The 14,427-nt window shown below is 72.5% G+C and carries 13 protein-coding genes; 4 read left to right on the forward strand and 9 right to left on the reverse strand.

What is annotated here, in order from left to right:
* Positions 1-55: 55 nt before the first annotated feature.
* Positions 56-1,603: an MFS transporter gene (locus tag ACSHWO_RS08665; protein WP_361089495.1), complete on the reverse strand. Its 1,548-nt coding sequence runs from the start codon at positions 1,601-1,603 to the stop codon at positions 56-58.
* A 100-nt stretch (positions 1,604-1,703) separates the two neighbouring features.
* Between ACSHWO_RS08665 and ACSHWO_RS08670 the strand changes: the two genes are divergently transcribed.
* Positions 1,704-3,821, forward strand: a complete 2,118-nt coding sequence (locus tag ACSHWO_RS08670) for a prolyl oligopeptidase family serine peptidase (protein ID WP_438310926.1) — start codon at positions 1,704-1,706, stop codon at positions 3,819-3,821.
* Positions 3,822-3,931: 110 nt separating this feature from the next.
* Here ACSHWO_RS08670 and ACSHWO_RS08675 read toward each other — a convergent pair whose 3' ends face one another.
* Genes ACSHWO_RS08675 through ACSHWO_RS08695 form a run of 5 tightly spaced genes read right to left on the reverse strand, consistent with a single transcriptional unit; the run spans position 3,932 to position 9,758 of the window.
* The gene (locus tag ACSHWO_RS08675) at positions 3,932-4,966 is read right to left on the reverse strand and encodes an ABC transporter ATP-binding protein (protein ID WP_385805398.1); all 1,035 of its coding nucleotides are present in this window, start codon (positions 4,964-4,966) and stop codon (positions 3,932-3,934) included.
* Positions 4,963-6,015: an ABC transporter ATP-binding protein gene (locus ACSHWO_RS08680; protein ID WP_438310928.1), complete on the reverse strand. Its 1,053-nt coding sequence runs from the start codon at positions 6,013-6,015 to the stop codon at positions 4,963-4,965. Before ACSHWO_RS08680 ends, ACSHWO_RS08675 begins: the two co-directional genes overlap by 4 nt.
* Positions 6,015-7,001, reverse strand: a complete 987-nt coding sequence (locus ACSHWO_RS08685; protein WP_385805400.1) for an ABC transporter permease — start codon at positions 6,999-7,001, stop codon at positions 6,015-6,017. Before ACSHWO_RS08685 ends, ACSHWO_RS08680 begins: the two co-directional genes overlap by 1 nt.
* Positions 6,998-7,969 (reverse strand): ABC transporter permease, encoded by a 972-nt coding sequence (locus tag ACSHWO_RS08690; RefSeq protein WP_385805401.1) that lies wholly within the window; start codon positions 7,967-7,969, stop codon positions 6,998-7,000. Before ACSHWO_RS08690 ends, ACSHWO_RS08685 begins: the two co-directional genes overlap by 4 nt.
* Before the next feature lie 46 nt (positions 7,970-8,015).
* Positions 8,016-9,758, reverse strand: coding sequence for an ABC transporter substrate-binding protein (locus tag ACSHWO_RS08695; protein ID WP_438310932.1), 1,743 nt, complete (start codon positions 9,756-9,758; stop codon positions 8,016-8,018).
* Between the two features lie 248 nt (positions 9,759-10,006).
* Between ACSHWO_RS08695 and ACSHWO_RS08700 the strand changes: the two genes are divergently transcribed.
* On the forward strand, positions 10,007-10,540 hold the full coding sequence (locus ACSHWO_RS08700) for an NUDIX hydrolase (RefSeq protein ID WP_438310935.1): 534 nt from the start codon (positions 10,007-10,009) through the stop codon (positions 10,538-10,540).
* Here ACSHWO_RS08700 and ACSHWO_RS08705 read toward each other — a convergent pair.
* Complete coding sequence (locus ACSHWO_RS08705; RefSeq protein ID WP_438310938.1) at positions 10,518-11,867, reverse strand: hypothetical protein; 1,350 nt, start codon at positions 11,865-11,867, stop codon at positions 10,518-10,520. The two genes, ACSHWO_RS08700 and ACSHWO_RS08705, sit on opposite strands and share 23 nt — an antisense overlap.
* 470 nt (positions 11,868-12,337) lie before the next feature.
* Between ACSHWO_RS08705 and ACSHWO_RS08710 the strand changes: the two genes are divergently transcribed.
* Both ACSHWO_RS08710 and ACSHWO_RS08715 read left to right on the forward strand, forming a co-directional pair.
* Positions 12,338-12,541, forward strand: coding sequence for a hypothetical protein (locus ACSHWO_RS08710; protein WP_438310939.1), 204 nt, complete (start codon positions 12,338-12,340; stop codon positions 12,539-12,541).
* Complete coding sequence (locus tag ACSHWO_RS08715; RefSeq protein ID WP_438310941.1) at positions 12,538-12,714, forward strand: hypothetical protein; 177 nt, start codon at positions 12,538-12,540, stop codon at positions 12,712-12,714. The genes ACSHWO_RS08710 and ACSHWO_RS08715 overlap by 4 nt, the downstream gene beginning before the upstream one ends.
* A gap of 22 nt (positions 12,715-12,736) precedes the next feature.
* Here the strand turns inward: ACSHWO_RS08715 and ACSHWO_RS08720 are convergent, their stop codons facing one another.
* Together ACSHWO_RS08720 and ACSHWO_RS08725 are read right to left on the reverse strand one after the other, a co-directional pair.
* The gene (locus ACSHWO_RS08720) at positions 12,737-13,450 is read right to left on the reverse strand and encodes a GntR family transcriptional regulator (protein WP_438310943.1); all 714 of its coding nucleotides are present in this window, start codon (positions 13,448-13,450) and stop codon (positions 12,737-12,739) included.
* Between the two features lie 56 nt (positions 13,451-13,506).
* Entirely contained in the window at positions 13,507-14,424 is a 918-nt protein-coding gene (locus ACSHWO_RS08725) for an ornithine cyclodeaminase family protein (RefSeq protein ID WP_438319018.1), read from the reverse strand.
* Positions 14,425-14,427: the final 3 nt, after the last annotated feature.

Below are 14,427 nucleotides of genomic sequence, written 5' to 3' on the forward strand. Positions count from 1 at the left end.
CAGGGCCAGTGTGGCGAACCCCGCCCGCGGCCGCATGCGGACGCGCTCGGGGCGTTCAGGCGGCCGTCGTCGTCTGGTGGCCCTTCAGACGTGCGAGGTCGGCCGGGCGGACCCGGATCGCGAACAGCGCGATGGCCGCTCCCACCAGGGTGAACGCGGTCGCGACCACGAAGGCGGCGCTGACTCCCGCGGTGAGGACCACGTCGCCCCACGGGTCCGGGAGCCGGCCGGTGCGCCGGAAGGCGACCTGCTGCGCCGGGGTGGCGGTGGCCATGAAGTCCGCGACCTGGGCGGGGGCGTCGTTGCGGCTGGCCGTGCCGAAGACGGTGACGAGGACGGACAGGCCGAGCGACCCTCCGACCTGCTGGGTGGTGTTGAGCAGGCCGGACGCCGCACCGGACTCGCGCTCGGCGACGTCCGACAGCGCCATCAGGGTCAGGGACACGAACTGCAGGCCCATGCCGAGGCCGAAGAACAGCATCGGGCCGAAGATGCTGCCGAAGTAGCCGGAGTGGACGTCGATCTGCGTCAGCCAGCCCAGGCCGACCGAGCAGGACAGGGCGCCGCCCACCATGAAGGGCTTCGGCCCGAACGCGGGCAGCAGCCGCGAGGTGACGCCCGCGGCGATGGCGATGATCACGCTCACCGGCAGGAAGGCGAGCCCGGCCCGGAGCGGGCTGAAGCCCAGCACGTTCTGCACGAACAGGGTCAGGAAGAAGAACATGCCGAAGATCGCGCAGGCGAGGAAGAGCATGGTCCCGTAGGTGCCGGCCCGGTTGCGGTCGGCGAACATGTGCAGCGGGGTGATCGGCTGGACCGAGCGGCGTTCGTTGACGACGAACAGGGTCAGCAGGACCACGGCCGTGCCGAAGGAGGCCAGGGTGAACGGGTCGCGCCAGCCGTCCTGGGCCGCGCGGATGAACCCGTAGACGAGCGAGACCATGCCGACGGTGGACAGCAGGGCGCCGGCCAGGTCGAAGTGCCCTGGATGGCGCGCGGACTCGTGCAGGACCCTGGTGGCGAGGGTGCCGACGACCAGGGCGATGGGGACGTTGACGAAGAACACCCAGCGCCAGTCGAGCCATTCGACGAGGACGCCGCCGGCCAGCAGCCCGATCGCGCCGCCGGCCGCGGAGACCCCGGCGAACACGCCGAACGCCCGGTTGCGGGAGGGGCCTTCGCGGAAGGTGGTGGTGATCAGGGCGAGCGCGGTCGGGGAGGCGACGGCCCCGCCGACCCCCTGGAGCGCCCGGGCGCCCAGCAACTGGGCCTCGTTCTGGGCGAGTCCGCCGAGCAGCGAGGCCAGCCCGAAGAGCAGGACGCCGAAGACGAAGACCCGTTTGCGGCCGAGGATGTCGCCCGTGCGGCCGCCGAGGAGCAGCAGCCCGCCGAAGGCGAGGGTGTAGGCGCTCACGACCCACGACAGGCTCTCGGTGGAGAAGCCGAGCGAGGTCTGGATGTGCGGCAGCGCGATGTTCACGATGGTGATGTCGAGAACGACCATGAGCTGGCACGAGCCGATGACGAAGAGTGCGAGCCCGCTCCCGTTCCCGCGGACCGCGCCGTCGGTCCCCTTGCCGGTCGGCGAAGCGTTCGCGTCCACGCTCCCGACGCTAAACCTGCTGGCACCGGCGCACCACTCCAATGGAGTACGTCTCGTACGGTGTGTGCAGTGTGCCATTTCACATGGCACACTGCCGGCCATGGACGACTTCCTCAGGCTCTCCGCCCGTACGGCCCGCTTCACGTACGGCGCCCCGCGCGCTTTCTCCTTCGGCGACGACGGCCGGCTCCTCTGGTTCCTGCGCTCCTCCGGCCCCGCCGACGCCCACGACTCACTCTGGATCCTGGACACCGCCACCGGCGCCGAAACGCTGCTCGCCGACCCGCGCGAACTCGCCCCCGGACCCGGACCGCTCCCCGTCGCCGAGCGGCGGCTGCGCGAGCGGACCCGGCTCACCGCCGCCGGGATCGGCTCGTACGCGCTCTCCGGCGACGGGCGGTGCGCCGTCTTCGCCCTCCACGGGCGGCTGTTCACCGTCGCCTACGAGGCCGAGGCGCAGCCGGCCGCCGCCGGAGCCGCCGGAGCCGCAGCCGGAGCCGCCCGGCAGCCCCGAGAGGTGCCCGCCGCCGGGCCCGTCTTCGACCCCCGCCCCAACACCGACGGCTCCCGCGTCGCCTACGTCACCGACGACGCCCTGTACACCGCCCCCGGCGGGCGGGTCAGCCCCGACGACGGGGCCCGCTGGGGCGTCGCCGAGTTCGCCGCCGCCGAGGAGCTCGGCCGCTCCCGGGGCCACTGGTGGTCCCCCGACGGGGTCACCCTGCTGGCCGCCCGCGTCGACGAGACCGCCCTCCAGCGGCGCCACTTCGCCGACCCCGCGCACCCCGAGCTGCCGCCCGAGGACTTCGCGTACCCCGAGGCGGGCGGGCCCAACGCGGACGTCCAACTGTGGGTCCTCGGGCCGGGCGGCCACCGGGTCCGGCTCGACTGGGACGCCGAGCGCTTCCCGTACGTCTCCGACGCCTCCTGGGAGTCGTCCGAGGAGGTCCTGCTGACCGTCCAGGACCGGCTCCAGAGGTGCGTCCTGCTGCTCCGCGCCGACCCCGCCACCGGCCGCACGCGGGAGCTGTCGCGCACCACCCACCCCCAGTGGGTCGACCCGCTGCTGCCCGGCACCCCGGCCCGGCTCCCCGACGGGCGCATGCTCACCGCCGCCGACACCGCCGACGGGGCCGCCCGGACCCTGGCCCTCGACGGCCGCCGGCTCACCGGCGACGGGGTCCAGGTCCGCTGCTTCGCCGGCGTCCACCAAGGCCGGCTGCTGGTCGAGGCCGGGCTGCGCGACCCCGCCGAGCAGCAGGTGCTGCTGATCGACCCGGACACCGGCGGCTTCGACGTGCTCGCCGACGACCCCGACGTCCCCACCGTGCACTCCGTCCTCGCCTCCGCCGGGACGCTGCTGCTGACCGCCGCCGGCCGCGAGGGCGTACGCCGCACCGTGCGCACCCCCGACGGGCGCGAGTTCACCCCGGCCGACCACGCGGCGCCGCTGCCCTGGCGGGTGGCCCCCGTACTGGAGCGGGTCACCGAGCACGGGGTGCCCACCGCGCTGGTGCTGCCCCGCGGCCACGTCCCCGGGCAGCGGCTTCCGGTGCTCGTGGACGGGTACGGCGGCCCCGGCTTCCAGGACGTCAGCGCCGAGCCGCGCCGCTGGCAGCACCGCCAGTGGTGGGCCGACCAGGGCTTCGCGGTGGTGACCGTCGACAACCGCGGGACCCCGTACGTCTCCCCCGCGTTCACCCACGCCATGTACCGCGGGTTCTCCGAGGTCACCCTGGAGGACCAGGTCGCCGCCCTGCAGGCGCTCGGCGCCCGCCACCGCGACCTCGACCTCGGCCGGGTCGGGGTGCGCGGCTGGTCGTACGGCGGCTACCTGGCCGCGCTCGCCGTGCTCCGCCGCCCGGACGTCTTCCACGCGGCCGCCGCCGGCGCCGCCCCCACCGACTTCCGCCACTACGACACCGCGTACACCGAGCGCTACCTCGGCCTGCCCCAGGAGCACCCTGAAGTCTACGAGCGGGACTCGCTGATCCCCGACGCCCCCAAGCTGACCCGGCCGCTGCTGCTGATGACGGGCCTGGCCGACGACAACGTCCACCCCTCGCACACCCTGCGCCTGTCCCGGGCGCTGACGGACGCGGGCCGCCCCCACCAACTGCTGGCCCTGCCCGGGGTCACGCACATGACCCCGGACGGCACCCGGGAGAAGCTCATGGCGCTGGAGCTGGAGTTCTTCCGCCGGGAACTCGCCGGCTGAGCCCCGCGCCCGGCGCCGGACCACGGCGCCGGGCGCGGACGCCGGGCACGGCGAAGGGCCCCGCAGCCGATCGTGTCGGCCGCGGGGCCCTCCCCTTCCCGGGATCCCCGTCAGTCCCCCGGGAAGTGGCAGGCCACCTCGCGGGAGGCGGCGATCCGCAGCAGCGGCCGCTCGGTGCGGCACACCTCCTGCGCCTTCGGACAGCGCGGATGGAAGGTGCAGCCCGGCGGCGGCGCGGCCGGGCTCGGCGGGTCCCCGAGCAGCACGATCCGTTCCCGCCGCCGCTCGGCCGCCGGGTCCGGCAGCGGTACGGCGGACAGCAGCGCCCGCGTGTACGGGTGCTGGGGGTTCTCGTACAGGGCGCGCTTCTCGCCGATCTCGACGATCCGGCCCAGGTACATGACGGCGACCCGGTCGCTGACCCGCTTCACCACGGACAGGTCGTGCGCGATGAACACGTACGCCAGCCCCAGCTCCGCCCGCAGCCGCTCCATCAGGTTGACGATCTGGGCCTGGACGGAGACGTCGAGCGCCGAGACGGGCTCGTCGGCGACGACCAGCCGGGGGCTGGTGGCCAGGGACCGGGCGATCCCGATGCGCTGGGCCTGGCCGCCGGAGAACTCGTGCGGGTAGCGGTCGATGTGCTCCGGGATCAGCCCGACCAGGTCCATCAGCTCGGCCGCCCGGCGCCGGGCGTCGGCCGCCGTCCAGCCCTGCACCAGCAGCGGGTCGGAGATGATCCGGGCCACCGTCTGGCGGGGGTTGAGGGAGGAGTGCGGGTCCTGGAAGACCATCTGGACGTGCCGGCGCAGCGGCCGCAGGGCCCGCTGCGAGAGCCGGGTGATGTCGCGGCCGTCGAAGGTGACGCTGCCCGAGGTGGGCTCCAGCAGCCGGACCAGCATCCGGCCGGTGGTGGACTTGCCGCAGCCCGACTCGCCGACCAGGCCGAGGGTCTCGCCCGCAGCCAGGTCGAAGGAGACCCCGTCGACGGCCCGGACGGGTGCGCCCCGGCGCCCGCTCGCGGACCGCCGGCCGGGGAAGGCCATGGTCAGGTCGCGTACGGACAGCAGGGCCGCGGGCCCGGTGTCCACGGGGGTGCGCGGCGCCCCGGGGGTCTCGGCGGGGGTGTGGGTGGGAGTGGTCATCGGGCCGCCTCCTCGGGGGTGGGGGATCCGGCGAAGTGGCAGGCCACCGAGCGGCCGGGCCGGTCCCCGTACGCGCGGAGGGCCGGGCGCTCGCCGGTGCAGGGCGCGGCGGCCTGCGAGCAGCGCGGGGCGAAGGCGCAGCCGGGGGCGGGCGTGAGGAGTGAGGGCGGGGAGCCCGGGATGGCCCGCAGCGGCTGGTCGTCGGCGCCGTCCGCGTTGTCGCCGAGGCGCGGCATGGAGTCGAGCAGGCCCCGGGTGTAGGGGTGGGCGGGATCGGCGAACAGCTCGTCGACGCCCGCCCGTTCGGCGGCCCGGCCGCCGTACATGACGAGCACCTCGTGGGCGACGCGGGCGACGACGCCCAGGTCGTGGGTGATCATGATGATGCCGAGGCCGCGTTCCTGCTGGAGGCGGGCGAGGAGTTCGAGGATCTGCGCCTGGACGGTGACGTCCAGGGCGGTGGTGGGTTCGTCCGCGATGAGCAGGTCGGGCTCGCAGGCCAGCGCCATGGCGATCATCGCGCGCTGGCGCATGCCGCCGGAGAACTGGTGCGGGTACTCGCGGGCCCGGCGGGCCGGCTCCGGGATGCCGACCTCGCCGAGCATCTCCACGGCCCGCCGGCGGGCGGCGGCCCGGCCCGCCCCGAAGTGGACGCGGACGTGCTCGGAGATCTGCTCGCCGACCGTGTAGTAGGGATGGAGGCTGGACAGCGGGTCCTGGAAGATCATGGCCATCTTCCGGCCGCGCAGCCGGGAGAGCTCCTTCTCCGACATCGCGGTGAGCTCCCGGCCGGCGAGCCGGACGGAGCCGGTGACCTCGGCGCCGCGGTGCAGGCCCATGACGGCGAGCGAGGTGACCGACTTGCCGGAGCCGGACTCGCCGACGATGCCGAGGGTCCGGCCGGCCGCGACCGTGAAGCCGAGCGAGTCGACGGCGCGTACGGGGCCGCGCGCGGTGGTGAACGTGACGGTCAGGTCGCGGACCTCCAGCAGCGGCGCGCCGGGGGCTGCGGGGTCCTGGGGGGCGGCGGGGGCCGCGGGGGCGGTCATCAGTACCTCACCCTCGGGTCGACGACGGCGTACAGGAGGTCGACGACGAGATTGGCGACGACGATGAAGAAGGCGGCGAGCAGGGTGACTCCGAGGACGACGGGCTGGTCGGAGCTGACGAGGGCCCCGTAGAACAGCCGCCCGATTCCGGGGAGTCCGAAGATGGACTCGGTGATGACGGCGCCGGCGAGGAGGCCGCCGAGGTCCATGCCGAAGATGGTCAGGATGGGCGTCATCCCGGAGCGCAGGCCGTGCTTGACGACGACGGTGCGCTCGGGCATGCCCTTGGCGCGGGCGGTGCGGATGTACGGCTCGGCCATCGCCTCGATCATGGATCCGCGGCTCTGGCGGGCGTACATGGCGGCGTACAGCAGGGCGAGGGCGGTCCAGGGGAGCAGCAGGTTGGCTGCCCAGCCGAGCGGGTCGTCGGTGAGGGCCTGGTAGCTGGGGTACGGCAGCAGCCCGGCGATGCGGATCACCCCGTAGATGAGCATCACGGAGGTGAAGTAGACGGGGAGGGAGGCGGCGGCGACGGCGCCGACCATGAGGGCCTTGTCGGTGGCGGTGTCCTTGCGCAGAGCGGCGGTGACGCCGGCGCCGAGGCCGAGCAGGAGCCACAGCACGGCGGCGCCGAGGGCGAGGGAGGCGGAGACCGGGAGGCGGTCCATCAGCAGGTCCCAGACGGGCAGGGAGTTCTCGTACGAGTAGCCCAGGCAGGGGAAGTCGCAGCGGACGGCGTACTGGCCGGTGCCGAGGGTGCGGCCGGTGAAGATGCCGGTGAGGAAGTCACCGAACTGGCGCCACAGCGGCTGGTCCAGGCCCAGGTAGGCGCGGACGTCGGCGAGGCGCTCCGGGCTGCAGGTCTTGCCGCAGGCGGCCGCGGCCGGGTCGGAGGGCAGCACGTAGAAGATGAGGAACGTGACGGCGGCGATGGCGAGCAGCACGCCCGCGAGGGCGAGCAGCCGGCGCGCGAGGTAGAGGATCAACTGCGGCCTCCCCGCGGGTCGAGGATGTCGCGCAGGGCGTCCCCGAGCAGGGTGAACGCCAGGACGGCGAGGAAGAGGAAGACGCTCGGGATGATGAAGTACATCGGGTCGGTCTCGTAGAAGGCGACGGACTCGGCGATCATCTGGCCCCAGGACGGGGTGGGCGGGCGGACGCCCACGCCGAGGTAGCTGAGCGCGGCCTCGGTGCTGATCATGCCGGGGATGAGCAGGGTGGTGTAGGCGATGACCGGACCCGAGACCCCGGGCAGGACGTCGCGGGTGAGGATCCGCCAGGAGCCGGAGCCGCCGACGCGGGCGGCGTCGACGTACTCGCGGTGTTTGAGGGAGAGGGTCTGGCCGCGGACGACGCGGGCGACGCCGGGCCAGCCGAAGACGCCGATGACGGCGGTCATGAGGGCGATGCGGTTGACGTCCTTGGCCACCGACAGCATCGCGATCATGAAGATGAGGGACGGGAAGGACATCGTGAGGTCCATCAGGCGGGACAGGACGGTGTCGGTGCGGCCGCCGAAGTAGCCGGCGGCGATCCCGGCGGCGGTGCCGGTGACGACGACGATGGCGGTCGCGGCGAAGGCGATGAGCAGGGAGACCTGGGCGCCGGTGACGACGCGGGCGAACAGGTCGCGGCCGGTGACGGGTTCGACGCCGAGCCAGTGCTCGGGGCTGATCCCGCCGAGGGAGCCGAGCGGCTGACCGCCCAGGTAGGGGTCGACGGCGGACTTGTCGAACTCCTCCGGGGACCAGCCGCCCAGGGCGCTGAGCCAGGGCGCGGTGGCGGCCATCAGGACGAAGAGGAGGACGACGCAGAGGCTGACGCGGACGGCGGGTCGGCGGCGCAGTTCCCGTCGGGCGAGCTGCCAGGGGCTGCTGCCCGGGGGAAGGTCGGAGGCCGTCGCGGGGGCGGGCGGCGGCACGGCGGTGCCGGGGGCGGGGGCGGGGGCGGTCATGGCGTTGGGTCCTGGCCGGTTCCGGGAGCCGGGGGCCGGGGCCCGCTCAGCCCTGGCCCTTCGAGGGGTCCTTGAGGCCGACGGTCGCGTAGTCGATGGTGCCGGTCCACACGGGGTGGCCGTAGGCGCCGGCGATGTTGGTACCGACGAGGAGGGGCTTGCGCTCCAGCAGGACCGGGATGGAGGGGGCCTTCTTCATGATCTCGGCGTCGAGGTCGATCCAGGCCTGGTTGGCCTGCTTGGCGTCGGACATGGCGTTGATCTCGTCGATCCGCTTCTGCACGGCCTCGTCGCGGAACTGGCTGTAGTTGCCCTGGTTGCCCTTCTCCTTGATGGTCCGTCCGTCGAAGACGAACGGGATCCAGGTGGAGCCGGACGGGTAGTCGGGGCACCAGCCGGTGAAGGTCATGTCCGGGGTGGTGGACAGGTCGCCGATGACGTCGTAGTAGGCGCCCGGGTCGACGGTGTCGATGACGACCTCGACGCCGGCGCGGGCCAGCCCCTGCTGGATGGCTTCGGCGCGGCCCTTGTCGCCGGTGGAGACGGCGAGGGAGACCTTGAGGGTCTCCTTGCCGGCGGCCTTGAGGAGTTCCTTGGCCTTGGCGGGGTCGCCGGCCGGGGCGGTCTTCAGGGTGTCGGCCTGCTTGCCGCCGGTGAGGGCGGGCGGCAGGTAGGCGGTGGCGACCTCGTTGAGGGCCGGGCCGCCGGCCGCGGTGATGACGGCCTCCTTGTCGAGGGCGTAGTGCATGGCCTCGCGGACCTTGGGGTCGTTGAAGGGGGCCCGGGAGTTGTTGAGGTGCAGCATCGTGGTGCAGCCCTGGGACTCGGCGAGCAGGCGGGACTTGACCTCCGGCTTGGGCAGCACCTTGGGGGCGCTCTCCGGGCGCATGTTGGAGTACTCCACGGCGGAGGCGTCGGCGCCCTCGGAGGCGATGATCCGGTCGTCGATCTGGCCGCCCTTGAGGCCCATGACGACGACGAACCGGTCCGGGTAGGCCTTGCGGACGGTGTCGGTCCCGGGGTCCCAGTGCTCGTTGCGGACGAGGACGAGCTTCTTGTCGCGGTCGTACGACTCGATCTTGTACGGGCCGGAGGAGAACGGGCGGGCGTCGTACTGGGTGCCCTTCTCCTGGGACTGCGGGACGGGCGCGAAGGTGGGGAGGGTGGCCGTCGCGGAGAACTCGGCGACCGGGCGCTTGAGTTCGAAGACGACGGTCCGGTCGTCGGGGGCCTTGACGGAGTCCAGGTGCTGCCCCTGGAGCGGGCCCTTGTAGCCCTCGGCGCCGGCGAGGTACTGGGCGGCGTAGTCGGGGCCGCCGGTGAGGTCGGGGGCGAAGGAGCGCTCGACGTTGTACTTGACGTCCTGGGCCTTGATGGGGGTGCCGTCCTCGTACTTCAGGCCCTCCTTGAGGGTGAAGGTCCAGGTGCGGCCGCCGTTGGAGGGGGTGCCGAGGTCCGTGGCGAGGTCGGGGACGAGCTCGCTGCCGGCCTTGCCGGGCTCGGACCTGAAGGTGACGAGGGTGCGGTAGAGCAGGCGGGTGCCGAAGTCCATGGCCGGCATGGTCCAGTTGCGGGCCGGGTCGAGGTGGGAGAAGTCCTGGTTGGACAGGACGGTGAGCGTGCCGCCCTTGACCGGGGTGCCGCCGAGGACCTTGCCGTCGTTGGCGGCGGCGGGGTTGGCGCCGCCGGGGGCGGCGGAGCCCTTCTTGGGGTCGGAGCAGCCCGAGGCGCCGACTGCGAGGGCCGCCACGAGGGCGGTGGCGAGGGCGAGTTGGGTGCGCTTGGTCATGGTCACTCCAGTGCAGGGCCGCTCTATGATGTGACCGGTAACATAGTAATGTGAAATTGCACTGACAAGAGATCAGCCCCGCCGTTATCCAGCCGTGTCCAAATCCGGTCCGGCGATGGGGAGTCGAGGCCGCCCCACCCAACGCAGACGATCGGCGCGCGCCCCTCGGGCACACCCCTGCGACTCCCTCACCCGCGCCCCGATCCCAACTCTGCGATGCTGGAGGCCGATCGAGAGGGGCCGCAGCAATGCAGTGGAAGATCCACGGGGAACGTCCGATCTACGAGAACAAGTGGGTGGACCTGTGGCTCACCGACGTCGAGACGCCGGACGGCCATCGCTGGGAACACCACGTCGTCAAGCTCCGCCACTTGGCCGTGGCCGCCGTGATCAACGACCGCCAAGAGGTTCTGATGATGTGGCGCCACCGCTTCATCACGGACGCTTGGGCGTGGGAGCTCCCGATGGGCCTGGTCGAAGCGGACGAGACTCCCGGCGAGGCTGCCGCCCGCGAGGTGCTCGAAGAGACCGGCTGGCGGCCGGGTCCGATGAAACCGCTCGTCTACGCCGAACCGGCGAACGGCATCACGGACTCCCAGCACCACCTGTTCCGTGCCGACGGTGCGACGTACGAGGGGCCGCCGACCGAGAAGAACGAGTCGGACCGGATCGAGTGGATCCCGCTGGCGAACATCCGCGGCATGATCGACCGCCGCGAGATCGTCAGCAGCGGCTCCCTCGTCGGCCTCCTCTACGTCCTCATGGATGAAGGCATTCACTGACCGGGACCGGTAGCACCTCGCGCAGACGGGCCTCGAAGGCAACCGCGGTCGGCACCTCGCGATGCGGCGCAAGCTGCTCGTAGAACTCGCGAAGGTGCCCGGCCACCCGCTCCGAGGTCACCGCGGCGGCGGGCACCAGCGCCTCCGTCGCCGTGTGGCACGCCTGGTCTACCTTGCCCTGCTGGAGCTGCGTACGGGCGAGCCAGAAGGCGTGAAAGGCACGGCCCCGCTGATGCGCCTGGTCCTCCCGCTCCAGCGCATCCGCGATCAACGGTTCGGCGATGGCGGCCTCACCAAGACGACCATGCGCGATGCCGGTGTCCACGATGAGCTTCGCCTCATCGAAATACGTCACCCATGCCGGGTCGGGGTCTTCGGGTCTGATGCGCTCGAACTGGCTGTGTGCTTCGGAGATCGCCGTGTGCGTCGCTCTCTTGTCGCCCAAGGCGGCGTGGGCGAACGCTTCCCGCATCGCCAGCATGGACCGCACCCTGGCTGTCGTCCCGCTCGCGGCACGGGCCTGGTCCTGGGCGGCGGACACCAGCGCCAGGGCATCCGCCGGCTTCTCCTGGTAGGTCGCTTGCAAGCTCATGCAGGCGAGGACGTTGGCCATGAACGGGTGGTCGTCGATTTCCCGGGCCAGTTGCAGGGCCTCCGAGAAGTAGGCACGCGCCTGGTGGTACTGGCGGGCGTCGAAGTACGTCCATCCGGTGAGCCGTGCCAGTTCTGCGGCGATGCCGTACAGGCCTTGCTGTATCGGCGTCGGCCGCTGGTCCTTCAGCAGCCCCTCGACGTATCGCAACTGGCCGACCACTGCGGGACGCAGGGTCTCGCCTCCGTGCTCGTCGTCGCGTCGCCAGTAGTCTTCGATCGAGGACCGGAGCGCCTGGAGCGTGGACGGGCTCGGATTGGTCCCAGCAGCCAGAGCGAGGATGCTGTCCACCTCCACCCCGGGTAACGCAGCAAGCGGCCTGGACTCGGCAGACGGGTGAGCGGATACCGCCGGATCCCGCTCGGCCACGGCAAGCGCGGCCGGGGTCTCCCACTCCCGTCGGACAAGCCCGAGCATGTGTCCTGGGATGCGCAAGCCGTCGGCGATCCGCTCGATCACGTCCATGTGGAGAAGCTGCCGCCGGCCCGCGATGACCTCGCCCACACGGCTCGGTGTCAGCTCGCATTGCCGCGCGATCATCGACGGATAGATACCCGCCCGGGCCTTGACCAGGCGGAAGACCTTCGCGAAGTCACGCACGCGGCACGCACCGATCATCTCGGGATCGGTAAGCAGACTCGCCGGTAGTTCCTTCATGCGACGTGGCTCGGACATCGGGCACGCTCCGGGGGGAGAACTACGGACCGCTTCAGGGTCTCAACCGTGCGTGATGTTACCCAAGTTGGGTAATCCGCTGGACCTTTCCGGCCCTGGGCCCTGACCGCAACCCTTCTGCACATGGCGAAGCGACCGAGGATGACCGCCTTGAACGACTTGGCGGGCACTCCTGATACAGAGCGGACGGCCCTGGGCGGCGAACCCCGCGTCCTGATGAGCATGCGGGTCTCTCGGGATTCGGGCCGGACGTGGTTGCCGGGCACCCGAGTCCTGGAAGGAGACCGGTTCGACATCCTCTCCGACCCCGGCCGCTACCCCCCGTGCGAGTGTCCCCGCTGCGGCGGCACGCCGCTATCGGAGCGCTCCCTGCGACCGGCGACTGTCGAGCCGGGGGCGTCGTTCCGGGACGGATGAACAGCTCCCGCCGGAACCCCGGTGGGTCCATCGAGATCAGGAAAGCGTAGGGAATGAACGAGAACGCTCACACCGAGCAGAACAGCGGCCTGCTGCTCGGTGTCTGCCGCATCACCGCGGCCCGCTCGCGCGCCTGCGGCCCGTCGGACTCCGACGTGCCGGAGGACGATCCGATCGGCGGGTGGAGCCGCGCACGGGCCTTGGCCCGCACGGTGCGAACCATGCACCGCGTCCTCGACGCGGGAGCCGTCCGATGACGGCGACGGACCTGTTCCCGCGCTGGCCCGTCCCGCCGGACTCATGCGTCGAGTGCGCCCGACATGTCGCCGATCGCTTCGACGCCCGGGTCGCCCGGGACAGGTCGCGCGTCACGGACATGAACGTGCTGATCCTGCGGCACCACCCCGAACTCAAGCGACGACGCCCGTAGTCCCCCCGGCTGCCGGACCCGGCTACAGGCCGGAGCCGAGGCCCGTCGTGGGCGGGCGGCCCACCGGTTCGTTGCGGGCTTCGGCCCAGAGGGAGCGGACGTGGCCCAGGTGGCGGCGCATGCATTCCGCTGCGCCTTCCGCGTCGCCCGCCAGCATCAGGTCCAGGAGTTCGAGGTGTTCCTCGGCGGAGGAGACCAGCTTGCCGGCCTCGTCCAGGCCCGTCAGGCCGTAGAGGCGGGAGCGCTTGCGGAGGTCGCCGACCGTCTCGACGAGGCGTTCGTTGCCCGCGAGGCCCAGCAGGGTGAGGTGGAAGCGGCGGTCCGCCTCCAGGTAGCCGATGAGGTTGTGCTCGCGGGCGCTGGTGACGATCTCCTCGGCGATGGGGCGGAGCTCCTCCAGTTGCTCCTTCGTCGCCATCCGGGTGACCTTGGCGACGGTCGGGACCTCGATCATCGTGCGCAGTTCGGTGTACTGGTCCAGGTCGCGCTCGCTGACCTCGGTGATGCGGAAGCCCTTGTTGCGGACGGGTTCGACCAGGCCCTCGCGGGCCAGGTCGAGCATGGCCTCGCGGACCGGGGTGGCCGAGACGCCGAGCTCGGCGGCCAGGCCGGGGGCCGAGTAGACGCTGCCGGGGCGCAGTTCGCCCGCTATCAGGGCTGCTCGGAGGGCATGGCCGACCTGGTCGCGGAGCCGCTCCTGGGCCTTGATGAGACTGTGCTGCTTCAGGTCACCCATTGCTTTTCCTCCGAGGCGCCGCACACGACCGACGTGCAGGGGAACAGCGTACAATGTCACGTTTCGCTGTTCTCCCCGGCGGCGGCGTACAGCGCCACCGCCACGGCAAGATCCTCCCAGGCCATGCCCACGCTCTTGAAGAGCTGTGGACAACCCGGCCGCCCGCCGGGCGTTATACGGCCCGCGACCAGGTCGGCCAGGGTGCCGTTGATATGACCGGGACCGATGGCCCCCTCCGCCTCCGGCACCAGCAGGTCCCCGGCCTCGCGCAGGGCCGCCGTCCGCGCCTCGACGTACACGGCCGACCGCCGCACCAGCGCCGTGTCCGTCTCGCGGGCGTCCGGCTCGTGCGAGCCGACCGCGACGACCACCGCGTCCGCCGGCACCAGCCGCCCGTCGAACAGCGGGGTGCGGGCCGTCGTGCAGCAGACCACCAGGTCGGCCTCGGCCACGTCCGCCGCCGTCCCCGTACGGGCCGGGACGCCCAGGGCCTGCGCGTGCGACGCCAGCCTCCGGGCCCCGGCCGGATCGCGGGCGACGACCACCGCCCCCGCCAGCTCACGTACTCCGGCCACCGCTTCGAGGTGCCCGTACGCCTGCGGCCCGCTGCCGAAGAGCACCAGCCGCAGCGGCCGCCCCTCCGGGGCCAGGTACCGCAGCGCCAGCGCCGAGACCGCGGGGGTGCGCAGGGCCGTGAGGGCGGCGCCGTCGAGGAGGGCGACCGGGTGCAGGGTGGCACCGTCCAGCAGCAGGTACGAGCCGGTGATGCGGGGCAGGCCGAGCGCCGGGTTGCCGGGCGCCACCCCGGCTATCTTCACCCCCGCGTACGCCCCCGCCGCGGCCGGCATCAGCAGCAGTTCGCCGCCCGGTGCCCGCAGCGAGCCGCGCTGCGGGCAGGTCTCCGGGTCCAGGCCGCGGCGCAGCGTCTCGGCCAGGGCGTCGGCGGCCGCGGCCGGCGTGAGCAGCCCGGCCATGTC

This window comes from Streptomyces pallidus (ex Mingjun et al. 2026), assembly GCF_051550185.1.
In the GTDB taxonomy this organism is placed as follows: domain Bacteria; phylum Actinomycetota; class Actinomycetes; order Streptomycetales; family Streptomycetaceae; genus Streptomyces.